Annotated in this window: 16 protein-coding genes; 8 read left to right on the top strand and 8 right to left on the bottom strand. The window is 57.7% G+C overall.

From position 1 onward, the window contains the following. Positions 1-93: 93 nt before the first annotated feature. Complete coding sequence (locus AACY07_RS16730; RefSeq protein WP_133078037.1) at positions 94-1,329, bottom strand: saccharopine dehydrogenase family protein; 1,236 nt, start codon at positions 1,327-1,329, stop codon at positions 94-96. Positions 1,330-1,355: 26 nt separating this feature from the next. Next, positions 1,356-2,453 (bottom strand): carboxynorspermidine decarboxylase, encoded by a 1,098-nt coding sequence (locus AACY07_RS16725; protein ID WP_133078038.1) that lies wholly within the window; start codon positions 2,451-2,453, stop codon positions 1,356-1,358. A 548-nt stretch (positions 2,454-3,001) separates the two neighbouring features. On the opposite strand from AACY07_RS16725, the gene nirB reads away from it, so the two are divergent. Then, positions 3,002-5,563, top strand: coding sequence for a nitrite reductase large subunit NirB (gene nirB / locus AACY07_RS16720; RefSeq protein WP_339476233.1), 2,562 nt, complete (start codon positions 3,002-3,004; stop codon positions 5,561-5,563). Then, positions 5,563-5,925, top strand: coding sequence for a nitrite reductase small subunit NirD (nirD, locus tag AACY07_RS16715; RefSeq protein WP_133078040.1), 363 nt, complete (start codon positions 5,563-5,565; stop codon positions 5,923-5,925). Before nirB ends, nirD begins: the two co-directional genes overlap by 1 nt. An 88-nt stretch (positions 5,926-6,013) precedes the next feature. Here the strand turns inward: nirD and AACY07_RS16710 are convergent, their stop codons facing one another. The 3 genes from AACY07_RS16710 to AACY07_RS16695 form a co-directional block, all read right to left on the bottom strand. After that, positions 6,014-8,167: a TonB-dependent siderophore receptor gene (locus tag AACY07_RS16710; protein ID WP_339476232.1), complete on the bottom strand. Its 2,154-nt coding sequence runs from the start codon at positions 8,165-8,167 to the stop codon at positions 6,014-6,016. A gap of 319 nt (positions 8,168-8,486) precedes the next feature. Then, positions 8,487-10,073 (bottom strand): ABC-F family ATPase, encoded by a 1,587-nt coding sequence (locus AACY07_RS16705; protein ID WP_133078041.1) that lies wholly within the window; start codon positions 10,071-10,073, stop codon positions 8,487-8,489. Between the two features lie 791 nt (positions 10,074-10,864). After that, entirely contained in the window at positions 10,865-11,494 is a 630-nt protein-coding gene (locus AACY07_RS16695) for a flagellar biosynthesis protein (protein ID WP_339476230.1), read from the bottom strand. A gap of 190 nt (positions 11,495-11,684) precedes the next feature. Between AACY07_RS16695 and AACY07_RS16690 the strand changes: the two genes are divergently transcribed. After that, the gene (locus AACY07_RS16690; RefSeq protein ID WP_339476229.1) at positions 11,685-11,984 is read left to right on the top strand and encodes a hypothetical protein; all 300 of its coding nucleotides are present in this window, start codon (positions 11,685-11,687) and stop codon (positions 11,982-11,984) included. A gap of 109 nt (positions 11,985-12,093) precedes the next feature. On the opposite strand, the gene dapA is transcribed toward AACY07_RS16690, so the two are convergent. Then, the gene (dapA, locus tag AACY07_RS16685) at positions 12,094-12,969 is read right to left on the bottom strand and encodes a 4-hydroxy-tetrahydrodipicolinate synthase (RefSeq protein ID WP_339476226.1); all 876 of its coding nucleotides are present in this window, start codon (positions 12,967-12,969) and stop codon (positions 12,094-12,096) included. Positions 12,970-13,405: 436 nt separating this feature from the next. Between dapA and AACY07_RS16680 the strand changes: the two genes are divergently transcribed. From AACY07_RS16680 to msrA, 5 genes are all read left to right on the top strand, one after another. Continuing rightward, complete coding sequence (locus AACY07_RS16680) at positions 13,406-13,990, top strand: DUF6630 family protein (protein WP_339476224.1); 585 nt, start codon at positions 13,406-13,408, stop codon at positions 13,988-13,990. A 242-nt stretch (positions 13,991-14,232) separates the two neighbouring features. After that, positions 14,233-16,329 (top strand): ATP-binding cassette domain-containing protein, encoded by a 2,097-nt coding sequence (locus AACY07_RS16675; RefSeq protein ID WP_339476221.1) that lies wholly within the window; start codon positions 14,233-14,235, stop codon positions 16,327-16,329. Positions 16,330-16,344: 15 nt separating this feature from the next. After that, positions 16,345-17,394: an ABC transporter substrate-binding protein gene (locus tag AACY07_RS16670; protein ID WP_339476219.1), complete on the top strand. Its 1,050-nt coding sequence runs from the start codon at positions 16,345-16,347 to the stop codon at positions 17,392-17,394. After that, on the top strand, positions 17,391-18,311 hold the full coding sequence (locus AACY07_RS16665; protein WP_339476216.1) for a homocysteine S-methyltransferase family protein: 921 nt from the start codon (positions 17,391-17,393) through the stop codon (positions 18,309-18,311). Before AACY07_RS16670 ends, AACY07_RS16665 begins: the two co-directional genes overlap by 4 nt. After that, a complete protein-coding gene (msrA, locus tag AACY07_RS16660) occupies positions 18,308-18,775 on the top strand; it encodes a peptide-methionine (S)-S-oxide reductase MsrA (RefSeq protein ID WP_339476213.1) in 468 nt (155 codons plus the stop codon). The genes AACY07_RS16665 and msrA overlap by 4 nt, the downstream gene beginning before the upstream one ends. Positions 18,776-18,792: 17 nt before the next feature. Here msrA and AACY07_RS16655 read toward each other — a convergent pair whose 3' ends face one another. Further along, positions 18,793-19,005: a hypothetical protein gene (locus tag AACY07_RS16655; protein WP_133078050.1), complete on the bottom strand. Its 213-nt coding sequence runs from the start codon at positions 19,003-19,005 to the stop codon at positions 18,793-18,795. Positions 19,006-19,622: 617 nt separating this feature from the next. Then, positions 19,623-20,561, bottom strand: a complete 939-nt coding sequence (locus tag AACY07_RS16650; RefSeq protein ID WP_339476211.1) for a LysR family transcriptional regulator — start codon at positions 20,559-20,561, stop codon at positions 19,623-19,625. Between the last annotated feature and the right edge of the window lie 15 nt (positions 20,562-20,576).

The following is a 20,576-nucleotide window of genomic DNA, read 5'->3' as shown; positions in this document are numbered from 1 at the left end:
GCTAACGATAACCTCAGAAAGCAAAAAGCCAATGCCCCGACACCTCGGGGCATTGGCTAAAGCGTAAAACACACACTACCTGTCAATCAGGCATCAGTTCCAGGGACGATCGCCGTTCTCATCCTTGATACGAGTCGGCAGGCCCATCACGTCCAGCGCCTTGAGGAACGGCTCTGCTGGCAGTTCTTCGACGTTGACCATGCGTTTTACGTCCCACTCGCCGCGAGCGACCAGCAAGGCTGCTGCCACCGGAGGTACACCGGCGGTATAGGAAATGCCCTGGCTGTCAGTCTCGGCAAAGGCGTCCTCGTGGTCGGCGACGTTGTAGATGAACACCTCGCGCGGCTGACCATCCTTGGTGCCCTTGACCAGATCACCGATGCAGGTCTTGCCCGTGTAGCCGGGGGCAAGCGAGCTCGGATCAGGCAGCACGGCCTTGACCAGTTTGAGTGGCACGACTTCCAGGCCTTCAGCGGTCTTGACCGGCTGTTCGGAGAGAAGGCCCAGGTTCTTGAGCACCGTGAACACATTGATGTAGTGCTCGCCGAAACTCATCCAGAAACGCACGTTTGGTACGTCGAGGTTCTTCGACAGGGAATGAACCTCGTCATGACCGGTCAGGTACAGGTTCTGCTCGCCCACGACCGGCAGATCGTCGGTACGCTTGACTTCGAACATGCTATTGCTGGTCCACTGGCTGTTCTGCCAGCTCCAGACCTGCCCGGTGAACTCGCGGAAGTTGATTTCCGGGTCGAAGTTGGTGGCGAAATACTTGCCGTGGGAACCGGCATTGACGTCGAGAATATCGATCGAATCAATGCGGTCGAAATACTGTTGCTGCGCCAGAGCTGCATAAGCGTTGACCACACCCGGGTCGAAGCCTACGCCGAGGATGGCGGTGATGTTTTTCGCTTTGCACTCCTCGATGTGGTTCCACTCGTAGTTGCCATACCAGGGCGGCGTTTCGCAGACCTTGCCCGGCTCTTCGTGAATGGCGGTGTCGAGATAGGCCACGCCGGTATCGATGCAGGCACGCAGCACCGACATGTTGAGGAAGGCAGAGCCGACGTTGATGACGATCTGCGATTCGGTTTCCAGAATCAGCGCCTTGGTCGCTTCGACATCCAGAGCGTTCAGCGAGAAGGCTTTGATGTCGGCGGGCTGCTTGAGGCTGCCCTTGGCGATGACGCTGTCGATGATGGCCTGGCATTTGGAGATGTTGCGCGACGCGATAGCGATACGACCAAGTTCATCGTTGTGCTGCGCGCACTTGTGGGCCACCACCTTGGCGACACCTCCTGCACCAATGATAAGAACGTTTTTCTTCAATTTGTTTAAATCTCCCTTCTGCCAGATTACGAGAGGCTGGACAGGTAGTCGTTGAAATCAAACTCGCGAACCACTTCGACTGTACCGTCGAGTTGTTTCACTACGATGGACGGCATTTTCAGACCGTTGAACCAGTTTTTCTTGACCATGGTGTAACCCGCTGCGTCGATAAACGACAGCCGATCGCCGATGGCCAGCGGACGATCAAATGGATACTCGCCGAAAATGTCTCCGGCCAGGCATGACTTGCCGCACACCATATAGGTGTGTTCACCCTCGCTTGGGGCCAGCTTGGCGTTCAGGCGATAGATCAGCAGATCGAGCATGTGGGCTTCGATGGAGCTGTCTACGACCGCCAGGTGCTTGCCGTTGTAGAGCGTGTCGAGCACGGTCACTTCCAGCGAGGCGCTCTGGGTGATGGCAGCTTCGCCAGGTTCCAGATAGACCTGCACGCCGTACTTTTGCGAGAAGGCCTTGAGGCGCGCGCAGAAAGCATCCAGTGCATAGTCGTCACCGGTGAAGTGGATACCGCCACCCAGGCTGACCCATTCAACCTTGTGCAGCAGATCGCCGAAGCGTTCTTCGATGGTGCACAGCATCTTGTCGAACAGGCCGAAGTCACCGTTCTCGCAGTTGTTGTGGAACATGAAGCCCGAGATCTGGTCGATGACCTGCTCGATCTTCACCGGGTCCCATTCGCCCAGGCGGCTGAACGGACGAGCGGGGTCGGCCAACAGGTAGTCGGAGCTGCTCACCTGCGGGTTGACCCGCAGACCGCGCACTTTGCCGGCAGAGGCCTGGGCATAGCGCTGCAACTGGCCGATGGAGTTGAAGATGATCTTGTCGCTGTTCTCGAGCATCTCTTCGATTTCGTCGTCGGCCCAGGCCACGCTGTAGGCGTGGGTCTCGCCGGCGAACTTCTGTCGACCGAGCTTGAGTTCATACAGCGACGACGACGTGGTGCCGTCCATGTACTGCTGCATCAGGTCGAACACCGACCAGGTGGCGAAGCACTTGAGTGCCAGCAGGGCCTTGGCCCCGGACTGCTCGCGTACGTAGGCGATCTTCTGCATGTTCGCCAGCAGCTTTTGTTTATCAATCAGGTAGTACGGTGTTTTGATCATTTCGAGGCGCCTGCGGCATGGCCAGCCAAAAAAGGATGCGCATTGTGCCTTCACTGACCGCAGATCGAAAGAGCAGAACGCCAAGTTTGATCGGCGCGAGGAGCGTAACGCCCGGCCCGCAGCGCCGATAATGCAATAAACATCGCACTCATGGCGTATGTGCTGGCTCGATTGGCGCCCGTTCATCGCCATGAAAAATTGCACGTTTACATCGCGCTAGAACGCTGGAGCGCACCAGTTGGAGGCGAAACTGTCGCTGCTCACAGTGATCGTTGTGCCTTAAAACTGCGTTGTGACAAGGCCCATCCCGGTCTGGCACAAAGACTGCAAGTCCTGATTCAGGTCCACCGGCGAGGCATTAGAGTGGACAGCCCCCTCGGTCAACGACGATCGACAGGCCGTACAGGTCATGGGCAACAGCGGTGGGTCAGGCGAAGCAGCCCGATTTAACCCCGCATAAGAACAGGCAAAGACGCCTGGAACCGTAAGGTTTCAGGCGTTTTTTTTTGCTTTTTAATAACTGTGATGGGCTTTGGCGGGTGCTTTATATGAACTCCAATGTTGCCGTGTTGAACAACGTGAAAACCCTGGTCGTAGTGGGCAATGGCATGGTCGGACATCATTGTGTCGAGCAGTTGATCGCGCGGGGCGCGCTGGATCACTACCGACTGCATGTGTTCAGCGAGGAGCCCATGCGGGCCTATGACCGGGTGCACCTGTCTGAATACTTCACCGGTCGCGATGCCGAGTCGCTGGCACTGTCAGAAGCGTCGCTCTACCAGACGCCCGGTGTCACGTTGCACTTGGGTGTCCCCGTACTGGAAATCGATCGCGCCCGTTGTGAGGTGATCACTGCGCAAGGCAGCGTGCCGTACGACAAATTGGTGCTGGCCACCGGGTCTTATCCCTTTGTGCCGCCGATTGAAGGGGCCGAGGGGGACTCACGCCTGGTGTATCGAACCCTTGAAGACCTCGACGCCATACGGGCTGCGGCAACCAATGCCCGACGTGGCGTGGTGGTGGGCGGTGGCTTGCTGGGCCTTGAGGCGGCCAACGCGCTCAAAAGCCTGGGCCTGGAAGCCCATGTTGTCGAATTCGCACCGCGCCTGATGCCGGTGCAACTGGATGACTTCGGCGGCCTGGCACTCAAGACGCAAATCGAACGGCTGGGGGTCGGCGTCCACCTGTCGCGCGCCACCCAGTCGATCAGCGCTGGCGAGCAGTATCGCTATCGCATGAACTTCGCCAATGACGAGTTTCTTGAAACCGACCTGATTGTCTTCTCGGCCGGTATCCGCGCCCAGGATGGCCTGGCCCGTCAGGCAGCTTTGGAGATAGGCCCGCGCGGCGGTGTGGTGATCAACGACGAGTGCTTGAGCAGCGATCCGAACATCTATGCCATCGGCGAGTGCGCTTCCTGGAACGGCAGTGTGTTCGGTCTGGTGGCGCCGGGTTACCAGATGGCCCGGGGGGTGGCGGCCGTGTTGTGTGATCAGGCCGCTGAGCCGTTTATCGGCGCGGACATGTCGACCAAACTCAAACTGCTGGGCGTAGACGTCGGTTCCATTGGCGACGCCCACGGCCATATGCCGGGTTCGCGCAGCTATCAGTTTATCGACGAGGCCACGGCCAGTTATCGGCGCCTGGTGGTCGACGCCACGGGTAAGCATGTGATCGGTGCCGTACTGGTCGGCGACAACAGTTACTACGACACCTTGCTGCAATACATGCAAAACAGCATTGCCTTGCCAGCGGAACCTGCCAGCCTGATTTTGCCGTCGTCTACCGGCGCACCCACCCTGGGGCCGGGTTCACTGCCGGAGTCGGCGACGGTCTGTTCTTGCCACAACGTCACCAAAGGCGCCATCTGTTCGGCCATTGACGGCGGCTGCGGCGACCTCGGCATGCTCAAGGCTCAGACCAAGGCCTGCACTGGCTGCGGTGGTTGCGCCGGTTTACTCAAGCAAGTGTTCGAGCACGAGCTGATTGCCCGGGGTGTGACTGTCGACAAGAGCCTGTGCGAACACTTCGCCTATACCCGTCAGGAACTTTACGCCCTGGTTCGCGTAGAAGGCGTGACCACCTTTGAAGAGTTGCTGGCCAGCCATGGCCGTGGCCACACCGGTTGCGATGTCTGCAAGCCGGCCGTGGGGTCGATACTTGCGTCGTGCTGGAACCAGCCGATCATGGATGCCTCGCTGGTGCCGCTGCAGGACACCAATGACACGTTCATGGCCAATATGCAGAAAAACGGCACTTACTCCGTAGTACCGCGCATCCCCGGTGGCGAGATCACGGCCGACAAGCTGATCGCAATTGGCGTGGTGGCGAAGAAGTACGACCTGTACACCAAAATCACCGGTGGCCAGCGTATCGATCTGTTTGGCGCCCAGTTGCATGAGTTGCCGGACATCTGGAGTGAGCTGATCGAGGCCGGTTTTGAAACAGGACACGCCTACGGCAAATCGACCCGCACGGTTAAATCCTGTGTCGGCAGTACCTGGTGCCGCTACGGTGTACAAGACAGCGTGAAAATGGCCCTGTTGATCGAAGACCGCTACAAGGGACTGCGCTCACCGCACAAGCTCAAGTTCGCCGTCTCCGGATGCACCCGCGAGTGCGCCGAAGCGCAAAGCAAAGATGTTGGCGTGATCGCTACGGAAAAAGGCTGGAACCTGTATATCGCCGGTAACGGCGGCATGCGTCCTCGTCACGCCGAACTGTTCGCCACCGATCTGGATGACGACACGCTGATTCGCTACATCGACCGCTTCCTGATGTTCTACATCCGCACGGCGGACAAGCTGCAACGCACTTCGGTGTGGCGCGAAAGCCTGGAGGGTGGCCTGGACTACCTCAAAGCCGTGATCCTCGACGACAGTCTGGGCCTGGGTGCCGAACTTGAGTCCCAGATGCAGATGGTGGTCGATCGCTATGAGTGCGAATGGGCCAACACCCTCAAAGACCCTGAAAAGCTCAAGCGTTTTCGCACCTTCGTCAACGACAAGCGTGCAGACCCCGATATCCATTTTGTCCAGGAGCGCGGCCAGCGTCGTCCGATCATGGCCGCCGAACTTAACCTTATTCCTGTTATCGAGGAGATTGCGTGATGAGCCAGTCCAATACCCGGCAAAACCTGGCCACCTGGAAAACGGTGTGCAATGAGCAAGACCTGGTGACCAACTCCGGTGTGGTGGTCTGGTTTGAAGGGGCGCAGGTGGCGCTCTTTTACCTGCCTCAACACGAGGGCAAATCCCTGTACGCCATTGACAACCATGACCCGCAATCCGGGGCTAATGTCATCGGCCGCGGTCTGATTGGCACGATCAAGGGTGAGCTGGTGGTGGCGTCGCCGATCTACAAACAGCATTACCGACTGGAGGACGGCCATTGCCTGGAGTCGCCGCAACAACGCTTGCGTGTGTGGCCCGCACGCTTGAGCGATGGCCAGGTGGAGCTTTGCGTGGGTTGATCACTCAAGCAAACCCCTTGCGGGTGAGTGTGGAGGGGCAGCCCTCCACACTCACAGGCTCGGGGTGAATGGTCTCAGCGCTCGCGCGTCACAACGTCCATTTCAGCGAAAACATCAGGTTGCGCGGGTCCCCGTAAGTGCCTGAGCCGCTGGCGGTCGGGATACCCTGCCAGTATTTTTGATCCAGCACGTTGTTCAGGTTGACCCGTGCATCCCAGTGTTCATCCAGGCGATAGCCGGCCATCAAGCCCACCACCGCATAAGGGTCCTGCTCGGCATGACCGTTGCCGACCCGGCCATAGGTAGCGCTTTGCGCGAGCACATCGGCGCCAATGCGTGCCTTGGCAAACGCACCTTGCAGGTGGTAAGTGGTGGCCGCCTTGAACAAATGCTTGGGCTGGTTGGGGGCGAACAGGTTGCCTTTGTCGAATGCCTTGTCCTTGACGTACTGGCTCAACACCAGGGTGTAGGCGGCAGATGCCTGCCAGTCAGGGGTGAGGGCACCGCTGATTTCCGCGTCCAGGCCACGGCTGCGAACTTCCCCGGCGGCTTCATAGCAGGTGCGGTTGGTGGCCAGGCAACTGGCGGGCTGGGTGTCGAGGGCATAGGCGCGGTTTTCCTGGGTCATGTCGAACAGTGCCAGGGAGGCGTTCAGTTCACCGTCGAAGTACTCGCCCTTGATCCCGACTTCATAGCTTTCACCGGTCATCGGTTTGAGCACCGAACCCGCGACGTCCTGTTGGGTTTGTGGCTTGAAGATTTCGGTGTAGCTGGCATAGACCGAGTAAGTGTCGTTGATGTCATAGACCACGCCCGCATACGGCGTGACTTGCTGAGTGACTTTGTAATCGCCGGTGCCCGAGCGGTTGTCGTATTCGTACCAGCTCAACCGGGAGCCGATGATCACGTGCAGTGGATCGAACGGGTTGAAGCGAGCGGCGGCGTAGACGCCTTCTTCTGTCGCGGTGTTCTGGCTTTGATAGGGGGTGCGGTCGGCAATGTTCGGCTTGGGAATGACACCCGGGTCGAAGTTGTAGATGTCGATCGGGGTCGCCTTGGCCCAGAAGCCGCCTTTCTGGTCGAATTTTTCCTGACGACGGCTTGCACCCACCGTCAGCTCATGTTCGCGGCCAAACAGGGTGAACGGACCCGAGAGCGAGCCATCGAGGTTGGTCTGTACATCGGTGGTGTCGTACTGGCCGGAGGACTGGGTAAACCCGCCGCCCTTGGCTGCGCTCAAATAGCTGGAAAAGGTGTTGGACTCGGCCCAGATCCTGGCGAAGGCCAGTCTTGAGGTCCAGCCGTTGTCGAAGCGGGTGGTGAGGTCGGTGAACAGGCTGACGTTGTCCCGATCCCAATAGGCCCAGTCGTTGCTCAGGAAGGTCGAGCGTGGCAAGTGCAGGTCTTCGCCATTTGGCCCGGCGGGCAGGCTGCCCCAGTCGGAGGTGGCGTCGTCGCGCTGCTTGGAGGCGCCAAGGGTCCAGGTGGTTGCATCGCTCAGATCCGCTTCAATGACGCCGTAGAACGTCTGGCGCTGTTTATCGCGCTCGTCGATGTAGCTTTTGTCGTCCTCATAGGCCGCTACGACACGGCCCCTCAGGGTTGCCGACTCATTGAGCTTGTTGGACGCATCCACTTCGGTTCGGTATCGATCCCAGCTCCCTGCGCTGGTGGTGATGCTGACCTGCGGCGTGGCAGTAGGGCGCTTGCGCACCAGATTCAGGGTGGCTGACGGGCTGCCGGCACCGCTCATCAGGCCCGTGGCGCCGCGTACGACCTCCACCCGGTCATACATGGCCAGGTCCGCCCCGGCGATGGTGTCCAGGGTAAAAGTACTGAGACTGGTGGGCAGGCCGTCGTACATCAGGTTGTCGATGATAAAGCCGCGGGCGAGGAACTGCTGGCGATCCCCGCCGAACTTGCGCAGGGTGATGCCCGGTGCGTACTTGACCACATCGTTGAGGTCATTCATGCCCTGATCGTCCATACGCTGACGGGTGATGACGCTGACCGATTGCGGCGTTTCGCGGATCGACAGCGGCAGGCCGACAGCCGTGCTCATGGCGCCGGTGGTATAGGAGCCGCTGCCTTCGGTGGTGGCGTTATCGGTTATCAGACTTTGGGCATTGATCTTCACTTCACCCAGATTCAACGGGCCCGGAATGGCCGTCGCTGCAAGGGTTGCAGCAGAAAAGCCCAGTGCCAGGGCACCGGTCAACGAGGGGATATAAGGACGGGGCATCAGATAGATCCTGCGAGTGGTGAATACTAGTGCCGGCTGGTCAGACATTTCGCAGTTAGAAATGCTTGTTGTCTGACAACGGACTACGCCAAGGGCCCGATACTAGAGATTTATTCGCAGGTGTAAATAGCAATTGTTTGCATATGCGTATGTTTTACATTCGTGCCTTTGATGTGTGCCCCTTAGCCAGTCCATCTGATGCGGTTTTTTCAGGCGCCAGAAACGCCAATGCCCCGACGAGTCGGGGCATTGGTTTTGGGTCCTGCTCAGGTTGCGCTGTTACACATCCAGAGCAAGGGGCCGTTCGCGGTGTCTAAAATCAGAACACAACGCCCTGGCTACGCAGGTAGTCATCGTATGTACCGCTGAAGTCGATCACGCCGCTTGGGCTCAACTCGATGATACGAGTGGCCAGGGAGGATACGAACTCACGGTCATGGCTGACGAATACCAGGGTGCCCGGGTAGTTCTCGAGTGCCAGGTTCAGCGCCTCGATGGATTCCATGTCCAAGTGGTTGGTCGGTTCGTCCATGATCAGCACGTTGGCTTTTTGCAGGATCAGCTTGCCGAACAGCATGCGACCTTGCTCACCACCGGAAATCACCTTGACCGACTTGAGGATGTCATCGTTGGAGAACAGCATGCGGCCCAAGGTGCCACGTACCATTTGCTCGCCTTGAGTCCACTGGCCCATCCAGTCGAACAGGGTCATGTCGTCTTCGAAGTCGTGGGCATGGTCCTGGGCGTAGTAGCCCAGCTCAGCGGCATCCGTCCACTTCACAGTACCGGCATCCGGGGTCAGTTCGTTGACCAGGGTGCGCAGCAGGGTGGTTTTACCGATACCGTTCGGACCAATGATCGCGACGCGTTCGCCGGCTTCAACGGTGAAGCTGAAGTCCTTGAACAGGATCTTGCCATCAAAGCCTTTGGCCATTTGCTCGACAATGACTGCCTGGCGGTGCAGCTTTTTGTTCTGTTCAAAGCGAATGAACGGGCTGACACGGCTCGAAGGCTTGACCTCGGCCAGGGTGATCTTGTCGATCGCCTTGGCGCGGGAGCTGGCCTGCTTGGATTTCGAGGCGTTGGCCGAGAAGCGGCTGACGAACGCTTGCAGTTCGTTGATCTGGGCCTTTTTCTTGGCGTTTTCAGACAGCAGCTGCTCGCGCGACTGGGTAGCGACAGTCATGTACTCGTCATAGTTGCCCGGGAACAGACGCAGTTCGCCGTAGTCCAGGTCAGCCATGTGGGTGCAGACACTGTTCAGGAAGTGCCTGTCGTGAGAGATGATGATCATCAGGCTGTTGCGCTGGGTCAGAATGTTTTCCAGCCAGCGGATGGTGTTGATATCCAGGTGGTTGGTCGGTTCATCGAGCAGCAGGACTTCAGGGTCCGAGAACAGCGCCTGAGCCAGCAGAACACGCAGCTTCCAGCCCGGCGATACTTCGCTCATCGGACCGTTGTGCTGTTCGATGCCAATACCCAGGCCCAGCAGCAACTCGCCAGCACGGGATTCGGCGGTATAACCGTCCATTTCTGCGAACTCGGTTTCGAGTTCGGCAACGGCCATGCCGTCATCTTCAGTCATTTCTGGCAGCGAGTAGATGCGGTCGCGTTCGGCCTTGACCTTCCACAGCTCTTCGTGACCCATGATCACGGTATCGATGACGGTGAATTCTTCGTAAGCGAACTGGTCCTGGCGCAATTTACCCAGACGCACGTTCGGCTCCAGCATGACCTGGCCGCCAGACGGCTCAAGATCATCACCGAGGATTTTCATGAAGGTGGACTTGCCGCAACCGTTGGCGCCGATCAGGCCATAACGGTTACCTGCACCAAATTTTACTGAAACGTTCTCGAATAGCGGCTTTGCGCCGAACTGCATCGTGATATTTGCTGTGGAGATCAATTACTTTACCTATCAATAGCTTAGAAAGCGCGAATTTGGACCGGGACCAATTATTGACCCCTTTGGGAGCTCTTCAAGCTCACTCCGATCTGAGCTTGAGTTGATCCATCGCGCATAAGTCGACAGCAGCATCTGCACGTTATGGCCGAGCTGCTGGGAAATAAATGCGGGGGTTCATGCCAGACATATTGCGTATTGTCTCATAGGTGTGAGGGCAGTTGTACGGTGGTCTGTGCCGTATCTTCAAGGCACTGATGGTCGGCTTCCACGGTTTAGGCACGTCATATGCCTGGCCAGCCTGTTCGCAGATCATGGAAGGCAGGGGAATTCATGAGGCCTTGGCACCATTCAAGCAGCGTTTTCCGCGCAGCGGCAGACTTTTAAGGGCATAGGGCATAGGGCATATGAAGAAGGGGTCTTAGACGCGAGCGAAGGCCCTTGGTAAAAAGAGTGTGTTCGTAGAGCGTATTTCAGGAGTTCACTTTGAGAACGTGTAGCGAGCAGGAGTCCCGGATTGCTTGTTGGGACCCGCCCTTGGTAATGGGCAGTGATCAATGGGCTTCAGCATTGAGCTTCGAGTTAATCTACTCCCTGCCAATCTAGGCCAATGACTCAAGGTTTTGGTTCATTGATCACATCTATTCAGGCTGCCCGACGGCTCAAAGCACGGGCAGTTCGCGCGCCGGGAGGAGCCGCACCCATGCTGCGGTCATCCCTGTATCCATCAGACTGGAGGCCGTCCATTTCAAGCGAAGTGGACGGCCTCTGACGTGTTGTGCTCGACACATCGCTCAAAGCTGCTTGAGGGTCTCCTGGGTTATGGCTTCAAGGCCAGCTTCGGTAATGTGCTTCCAGTCGGTATCCGTGGCCACTTTCACCTTCTCGCTGACCAGGGTTTTCAGGGAACGCTCAGGTGCGCCTGCGGTTTTTATCTGCAACAACGACTTGTTGCGCAGCACCTTATCGAGCACGCCTTCAGCCGTATACCATGACCAGAACTCAATGATGTTGACCTTCACTTCACTGACATCCGGGGCTTCGCGAGTGCTGACCACCTCATAGCCTGCCTGCCGGTAAGCGCTGGCAACAGCATCGCCCACCAGTTCTGAAACCGTATGCCCTTCAGGCAGTAGCACGTCGCCAATGGCCATGTTGTAGTTATTGCGTTTGCGCGCAATCGCCCGCGCAGTAATCGACGTGTCGTCAATCTCGTCATATTTCAGCGAAGGTATGTCGAAGCTGGAAGGCTTGATCTGAAAAACGCGACTGTCCACGGCGCTGATGTATACCTTCTTGCCATTGCTGGGGGCAGGGGGCTGTGTATTGCCAGGTGGCAAGACATTCACGCTCACTTCTGCCCTGTTAGTGGCGCACCCTGCCAGCAGCACCAATGCCATAACCGCCAAAACTCTGCGAACCATCTTTATTACTCCCTTTCCATAGTGCGCCTTCACAGGCTTGACCCAAAAATGGCCAAAAAAGAGTGTAGAAGACAAATCGCAGCTCAATTGCGCGTGTACGGACATTGAAGACACCGTGTGCAGTGGCGTGTTTTATTCAAGTAAGGTATCGCTTTGGTTTGGGCGCTTGGTCTGTCAGGGAGTTACTTGAATGAAACACATACTGTTGGCGGTTGTTCTGGCATCTGTTGCCACCGTTGCGCAGGCCGGGATTCCTTTGGTTAACGCAACCTGTCCTGGAGGCATTGAGGTCCATGCGGATCGTGGCGGCCCCATTTATATCAACGGCAAAGAGGCCAGGCTGAAGAAGTTCAGTGAAACCTATTTCGAGGCCAAGGGCAGCGGTATCACGATCTCATTGATGATCAATCCGGACGGCTCGGCGAGTGTTTCGTATACAGGTAAGGCCAGAGCCAATGGGATATGCCAGGTAAAAGGGCAGGACGCCTGACAAGTCCCCCTCTTCAGGTTTTGGTGGAGCGCAGTGGGATAAATCAAATGAACCCCTGAAGACCGCCCCTGTGCCGGGCGGCCATAACTGGGTCTGGGTCGTTGGCAATCTAGCAGTCGCTGTTTTTCAGCCCGTTCACTACGCCTTGCAAACGCAGCTTCATGGCTTCACTGCTGCGCTGCATTGGCGCTCGCAATTCGTCATGGATCAGGCCTGCAAGCGCCAGGGCGGCTTTCACCGGAGCAGGATTGGGTTCGATGAACAGGCTGTGAATCAACGGTACTAATCGCAGGAACGTTGCACGACCCTCGGCCAGCTGGTTATCGCGAATTTGCTGATACAGCGCCACGAACAGTTCGGGATGAATGTGTGCCGAGGCGGCAATTGCGCCAGATGCCCCGAGGCACAATGCACTGAATAGCTGGTTGTCTTCGCCGCACAACACATCCACTTTTTGACTGGCCAGCAGGGCCAGTGTGTTGGCCTGATTGCCGCCGCAATCCTTGATAGCGACAATCCGCTCATGCTCGACAATGTTGAGCAAGGTCGCTTGTTCGAAGGTCACGCCGGTGCGATACGGGATGTCATAGAGAATGATCGGAACGCTTGAGGCATTGGCGACGGTGTTGAAAAACCCTTCGAGCCCCGCTTGGGACGGGCGGATGTAATACGGCGGCGGAACCAGCAAGCCTGCCACCGGGCGCTTGAGGATTTCACTCTGAAAGTGCAGCAGTTCGGTCAGATTATTACCGGCCAGCCCCATGACCACCTGCGGTCCTGGTACCTGTTCCAGCACCGCATCCAGCACATCCAACTGCTCACGTTTGCTCAGCGCCGCTGCTTCGCCCGTGGTGCCGCAGACCACAATACCGTCGATGCCACTTTCGAGCAGATGGCTGACCAGCCGCCGAAGTGCGACAAAGTCGATCGCGCCGTTATGGAAAGGTGTAACGAGTGGAACCCAGATCCCTTGAAACGATGACATGTACTGACTCCTGAAGGTTGACCGATTGAGTCACCGCCAGAAGTGCAGAAGGGAAGAAAGCAAGGGAGGAAGTCCGTAGCGCTCATGTCCTGTCAGCCCATCTGACGGGACAGCGCGCCCCGGTCAAATGAGCGACTGTTTCTTGGATTTGGAGGCGATGCAGGCACGACCCGACGCATCGGCATGTAAACCGATATCGCGCAGCATAAGGTCGGTGATTAGCAACATCAGAGGGATCGCCTTCAATCAATGAACCCTTTTTTAGAAGTTTGCCGCGCAGATGTCAACTGGCCATTGGGCCTTGGCCTGAAAAGGGCGGGAAGCTCACAGCAAGGCAGTTGATCGACAATCATCACGTAGCGCCCGTAAGCTACGACGGGATCTGGGGCCCGGACTTGAACGGGAGAGTTATCCTCAACGTGAAACAGGGAGTGACATGGGCTTTTTAGATCGGCTGTTTGGTGGACGCTTCACCATGCCTCCACCCGAGGAAACCAACCTCAGCGCTTCAAAAATCATGAAAGAACTGCGACCTGAGGGGCACGATCCCGCCCGGAAAAAAGCACTTGAGGCTTTTGCCAATGAGTTGGTAGCCCTCGTTCCGCAAAAGGAAGGGGCCAGGCTTGTGCGGCGTGTGATGCGTCGATACACGATGGGAGATGACGCACCCACCGCCCTCACAGAGGGGCTGTTGAATGACGTCAAAGGACAAAAACTTGAAACCCTCGTTCTGCTTAGCGTGGACTGGAAGGGTTATGACGTGTTCGAGTATCAAGCGCCCTTTTTGGTGAGCGCCAGTGGCTTGAAGGAACCCTATGTCTACGTCCATGAAGGCGCCTCATCGATGCCCGAAGTTCTCGGCAACCTTGACCAGTGGTTAGCCCGGCTGGGTAAACGTTATCTTCACCTGGACTCGGGAGGGGACAATTACGACGGTTTCATTGTTGATGCTGATCGGGTACCCGGGATTATCGAGTTGGCGGGGCGTGCGGGGATAAAAGTCAGCCTTGAGAATTTTTAGAGGCTTCGCATCTTGATGATCGGAGAGAGGCTGATATTGGCCTAAGCTAATTCCAAAATAGTATTTATTTCTAGTTTTTAAGATCGTTTAGCTTTATGCCTCTGCAAGGCGCCGCCCTCAACTGCGGCGCTTTTTTTTGCATCAGGCTTACCGTATTCGGAGCATGGCCTGGGGCGCAGCCCTTTTTCCCACTCTGGAGCGAGCAGCACGCCGCCTCCAGGGAGTGCTTGCTCGGAGCTACTGTGACACTGACTCAAACCGCTTCATCAGCAGCCCGGATCGAGCCCTCTCAATGGCTCGCCCATCCCGCCAGCCATCCCGAAAGGGAGGGTGACGTCGTCCTCGAATTGCGAAACGTCACCAAAACCTATCAGCGCAAGAACGCCTCGGCGTTGCCTGCCGTCAGCGATGTAAGTCTGAAGGTGCGTCGTGGTGAGGTGCTGTGCCTGATGGGAACATCCGGCAGTGGCAAGTCAACGCTGCTGCGCCATATCAATCGCCTGATCGAGCCCTCGAGTGGCGAAGTCCTGATCGAAGGCCAGGCCATCAGCGGCTTGAGTCCCGAGGCCTTGCGCGAGTTGAGGAGCCAGCGCATCGGGATGGTGTTTCAGCATTTTGGCCTGCTGCCCCATCGCACGGTGCTGGACAATGTCGCGTTGCCCCTTGAATTGCGCGGCGAACCCGAGTCGATTCGCTATGCGGCGGCCACGCTGCAGTTACAGGCGGTGGGGCTGCAAGGGTGGGGCGATCATTATCCCCATGAGCTATCCGGTGGCATGCAGCAACGGGTCGGGCTGGCACGGGCATTGGTGACTGACCCCGACATCTTGCTGATGGACGAGCCATTCAGCGCACTCGATCCGACCATCCGCCGGGATCTGCAAACTCATTTTCTGGCCCTGGTGCGTGAACGCGGAATCAGCACATTGCTGGTCACCCACGACCCGGCGGAAGCCATACGTCTTGCCGACCGGATTGCCGTGCTGCGCCGCGGTCGGCTGGTGCAGTTGGGCACACCCCAGGAGTTGCTGGAGCATCCGGTTGACGCTGAAGTGGCGGATTTTTTCCGGGACTGCACCCCAACCCCGTCAGTGCTGCGAAGCGTTGAAAACGTTCCCGTCCCGGCTGCTGAAGGTGCTCCCCGCGAGCAAGCGTCCAACCCTGGGTTGAGTGGCTGGCAATCCGTGTTGCTGGGCCCCGCGGCCCTGGCCGCACAGGGCAAGGGCGGTGCCTTCTGGCTTACGTTCGTTGCAGAGCTCGCCGCTTTGGCTTTGGTGGGGCAAAACATTACCAGCGGTTTGTGGCTGGCGATTCTGGCAGCCGTGGCGCTGTTTGGCGTCAGTCGCTATGCAGCGTTCTCGTTGAGCCGCCATCCCGTGCGCAGCAACGCATCGGGTTGGGCGCTGCCTTTGGTGGTATTGCTGGTCAGTCAGGCATTGGTGATCTGGCGTGTCATCACGCCAGACACGACTAATGTGCTGCTGCAGTTCCCGAGCAATCGCCAGGCGCTGTTGCTGACAGCGCAGAGCATTGATGACTTTATTGGCTGGTCCCAGGTGACGTTCGAGAGCGCATTCGTGGGTGTGATCGTTGCGGTCAGGACCGTCATCGAAGGCATCGAAAGCCTGCTGGGCTGGTTGCCGTGGCCGGTTTCGGCGCTGGCGCTGGTGTTTCTGGCGTGGCGCTCGGCGGGCTTGGCGTTGGCGCTGACCAGTGGGGCTGCGTTGCTGTACATCGGCCTGTTCGGCTTTTGGGAGCGAACCATCGCCACTCTGGCGCTGGTGGGGTCTTCCGTGTTGATTGCCCTGGTCATTGGCGTGCCCACCGGCATTCTGCTTGCCAAGCGACCGCTGATACGCAAGGTGATCACGCCCTTGCTGGATGTGATGCAAACCCTGCCAACGTTTGTGTATTTGATCCCCGCCGTGGCGTTCTTTTCGGTCGGCAAGACGCCGGCGGTAATCGCAACGGTGATTTTTGCGCTGGCGCCGATGATTCGCCTGACCTCCCTGGGGATTCAGCAAGTTCCCAAGGATGCCGTCGAAGCTGCGGTCGCCCATGGAGCCAGTCCCTGGCAAACCCTGACCAAGGTGCAACTGCCTCTGGCTCGACGGTCGCTGTTGCTTGGGGTCAATCAAACCATCGTCATGAGTCTGTCGATGGTCGTCGTGGCGGCACTGATCGGCGCTGGCGGCCTGGGTTATGACGTCATGACGGCGTTGCGCAATATCAAGGGTGGCGAGGGCGTGCTGGCTGGCGTGGCGATCGTTCTGTGCGCGCTGATCCCTGATCGAATCATTCAATCGAGCTTGCGCAAGCAAGATCATCTGCACACCTGAACAGTGAGACTTATTGTGAAGACACACGTATTGCGCAACTGGGGCGCTGCAGCACTGCTGGCCTCCCTGATTCTTCCCGCCACAGCCCAGGCCAAGGACAAAATAGTCATTGGTGAGCAGAACTGGACGGGCGCTATCGCCATTCAGTACATCCTGGGGGAAGTGATCAAAACCCGTCTTGATGGCGATGTTTCGTACCTCGCAGGGGATGTCCCGGTGCTGTTCAGTGCCGCGTCCAAAGGGGATGGCTCGGTGGACGTGCTGACGGATATCTGGCTGCCCAACCAGTCGGCAGCCTGGGCGAAATACGTCACAGGCGGCACCCGGTCCCTGGTACCGAATACTCAACCCTACACGGCCGTGCAGGGCTTTTATATTCCCGGCTATGTGCAGGACAAGTACGGGGTCAAATCTGTCTACGACCTGAAAAAACCGGAAGTGGCCAAACTCTTCGAGCCTCTGGGCGGCGGCAAGGCCGAGTTGCTGGTGGGACCTGCCGGATGGGAGTCGACTTACATCGGCCAGATCAAAGCCAAGGATTACGGGTTCGCCGACAAATTCGAGTCGGTGTCCACGGAGGCATCGGTGACCTACGCCAAGCTGGCGTCGGCTTACAAGGCGCAGCGTGGCGTGGTGTTCTATGCCTATACACCGGACTGGATCTTTTCGGCGTTTGACCTGCGTCGTCTGGATGAACCCGCGTTTGACGGCTATGCCCAGGACAACAAAAAAGATGACCCGCTGTACAAGGCCGATGGCTGCTGGAAATTCATCAGCCCGACCGTTGACCCGGACTGGCTGAACAAGAGTCAGATCACCTGCGCCTTCCCGGATGCCAGGGTTCACGTTCTGGCGTCCTCATCCTTGCAGAAACGCGCACCTAAAATTGCCGAGTTCCTGCGCAATGTGGCGATCGAGCCTGCGCAACTCAATGACCTGATTCTGAAGATCGAAAAGGAAAAACTGCCTGCAGACGTCGCCGCCAAGGCGTGGGTCCAGGCCAACGGTGCCATCGTCGACCAGTGGCTCGCCCCATCGGCGCCGAAAGTGAGTGCGATCCAATGAGCCACCCATCCTTGCGTTTACTCGATGGCGGCATGGGGCGTGAGCTTCAGCGGATCGGGGCGCCGTTTCGCCAGCCTGAATGGTCAGCGCTCGCGCTGATCGAGGCCCCCGAGTTTGTGCTCCAGGCCCATCAAGCGTTCATTGAGGCCGGTGCACGAATCATCACCACCAACAGCTACGCGGTGGTGCCTTTTCATATCGGGGATGAGCGCTTTGCCAGGGACGGACGCGCCCTGGCCGAGCGGGCTGCAGGCCTGGCCCGTGAGGCTGCATCCGGCAGTAGCGAGCCGGTCACGGTGGCCGGTTCTTTACCGCCAGCCCTGGGGTCGTATCGACCGGATTTGTTTGATCATCAACGTTCGGTCGCGATTCATCGCGAGCTGATCGCCGGGCTGCGGGCTCATGTCGATGTCTGGTTGGCGGAAACCCAAAGCTCCATCGCTGAAGTACGGGCTGTCGTGGAGGCGCTCGGCGCAGAGACCAAGCCACTCTGGGTCGCGTTTACCCTCCTGGATGAGGCCGACGAGCCGCCGCGACTGCGCTCATCGGAGTCGGTCGCCGATGCCGTGCGTGCAGCGCTCGAGCTGGGGGCAAGGGCAGTGCTGTTCAATTGCAGCCAGCCAGAAGTAATGGCTGCGGCACTCGCCAGCGCACGGGAAGTCATTGGCAGCGTGGATCAAACCGTTGAGCTTGGGGTTTACGCCAATGCGTTTCCTCCCGTCAGTACACAGGCAAAAGCAAACAGCACCTTGCTGAAGATTCGCAGTGATCTGGGGCCGGAGTCATACCTGCACTGGTCCAGGTCGTGGGTGGCGGCAGGCGCCAGTATTGTTGGCGGGTGCTGTGGTATCGGGCCTGAACATATCGCGCAGTTGCACTCGCATCTGCTGCCGCAAAAAGAGGAGGTCAGCCCATGACTGATGTTGAAGAAGACGTAAGTGTTGAGCAGGCTACTTTCGGTGCGGGCTGTTTTTGGGGGGCTGAAGCCGCGTTTCGTTTATTACCGGGAGTGATCGACAGCCGGGTCGGTTTTGCCCGTTCGCCCATAGATGGGGCCGCGTGGATTGAAGTGGTGCAAGTCGACTTCGATCCGGGGGTGATTTCTTACAGTGGCCTGATCGAACAGTTCTGGACATTGCATGATCCAACTTCGTTCGATCGTCAGGGTGCGGATGTCGGGGTGAAGTACCGTTCGGCCTTGTTTTTCAACTCTGATCTACAAGCCCAGTCAGGACAGGCCGCCATACAGCAACTGGATGCCAGCGGGCGGTTGGAAAAGCCGGTGGCCACGGTGATTCTGGCACTGGGCGAGTTTCAAAAGGCAGATGAAGATCAGCAGCGTTATCTTGAAAAACACGGTGCCAGCGCTTGCTCTATCTGAACGGCTGGCGGGCGTGCTCAGTGAAGAGTGACCGCCCGGCGACTTTCGCCAATCCTGATCCTGTCCAGCGCACGGTTCAAAGCATCCAGTGCATCGATCAGGGCTTTGGCCTCGGCTACCCGATCCTCTCCCCACAGGCGCTCAGCCATTTTGTTCAGGGCCTGAATTGAGCGTTCTATGTCTGCTGCGGTTACGGCCGGGGTCTCTGCGGGTTGCTTCTTCTTTGGCATTATCTGGACTTCTTGGGCACGGGCTCGATGAGCCTTGCGTTCAGGCATGGCTCATCAACCGGACAGCCAACAGGTGACTTCAACCCCCCTCCGTCAGGCAAGGGGGGGAATGGATGCAGGCAATTGTACTGGCTTGCTCGCGTAACAACAGCATGGGAGCTTCCCCATTGCGCTTGCGAGACCTCTGGATTTCAACGGGTATATAAAATGCCTGCAATTTATGTGCAGGCGAGCCACGCAACGAGACTGAAAGCCGTTAGCGGCTAATGCGGATTTTTTTGTGTGTCACTTCACAAACAAATGTACCCGTGTTCCCGCGAAGAACGTACAGGGTGGCCCTGTAAAAGGCAGAAGGGCGCGTGCAGTGCAGATCACGCAGCTTGCGGTAGGCCCACTTCCACCCTCGTTTAGTTGAGGCACTCATATGCTTCGTCCTTGAATGGCATTTTTAACTAAGTGTAACAGTACATTAAAAAATAGAATGCCCCCTTACTTTGGTATTTTCATCTGCTGAACACGAATGTGTGAAGAAGTTAACTGTTATAGGTTTTTTGGATGTATTAAATTATCACGTTAATCCAAAGAGATGCCGCGCTATTTTGGTGCGTTTAATAAAGTCATACAGTAATAAAACTGTCTTTAGTCCAGCGTTGTTCAATATGTGCCGTCAAATAGTCCAGGAACGCTTTGACTTTTGGCGTCATGGCGGCGCGATCCTGGACACACGCATAAATATCCAGGGGTTCTGCGCAGGACTCGGTGGATTCATGGCTACTTTCAAGCAGTGTCACCAGTCGACCTGACTCGATAAAAGGGGCCGCCAGGAACTCGGCAAGGCGCGCAATCCCTGCGCCGTGAATCGCCATTTGAGTCAGCGCATCGATATCATCACTGATCGCGGTGACGTTGAGCGCTGCGTAGTAGTGCTGGCCTTCGCGGATAAACCCCCAGCGCAGGAAGCGCCCGTCCAGCGGGTAACGGAAGGCCAGGCAGGCATGCTGCTGGAGTTCCTCGGGAGTACGGGGGGCACCGGCTCGGGCCAGATAGGCCGGGGAGGCGCAGATGATGAAAGGAACGGAAGCGATTTTGCGCGCAACGATGCCTTCTTCCAGTTGCGGCTTGATCCGCAGGCTAAGATCAATGCCGTCCTGGATATGATTGATCTTGCCATCGGTGGTACACAGCTCCAGGGTCAAACGCGGGTAACGGTTAGCAAAGCCCGCAACCAGAGGGGCCAGCACATGCCGTCCGAATGCGGATGTCGACGCAATGCAAAGCCGCCCTTGAAGTTCAGTTTCTCCAGTGCTGATGGCCCTGTGCGCTGACTCAAGGTCGGACGCGATATGTCGCACCCTTTCATAGTAAGTCGCTCCCTGTTCGGTGAGCGCCATGCTGCGTGTGGTGCGTTGCAGCAGGCGTGTGCCGAGATGTTCTTCCAGGCGATTGATGGTCTGGCTGACGGCCGCTGCACTAAGACCAAGACTTTTGGCTGCGCCTGCGATGGAGCCTGTTTCGACCACTTTGATAAAGCTGGTAATTGCCGCTAGCAGATTCACTGTGGGGGGCTCATA

Source organism: Pseudomonas sp. RL_5y_Pfl2_69, assembly GCF_963970465.1.
GTDB lineage: Bacteria > Pseudomonadota > Gammaproteobacteria > Pseudomonadales > Pseudomonadaceae > Aquipseudomonas.
Note: the sequence above shows the minus strand (reverse complement) of the source record. Positions and strands in the feature narration are given on the sequence as shown.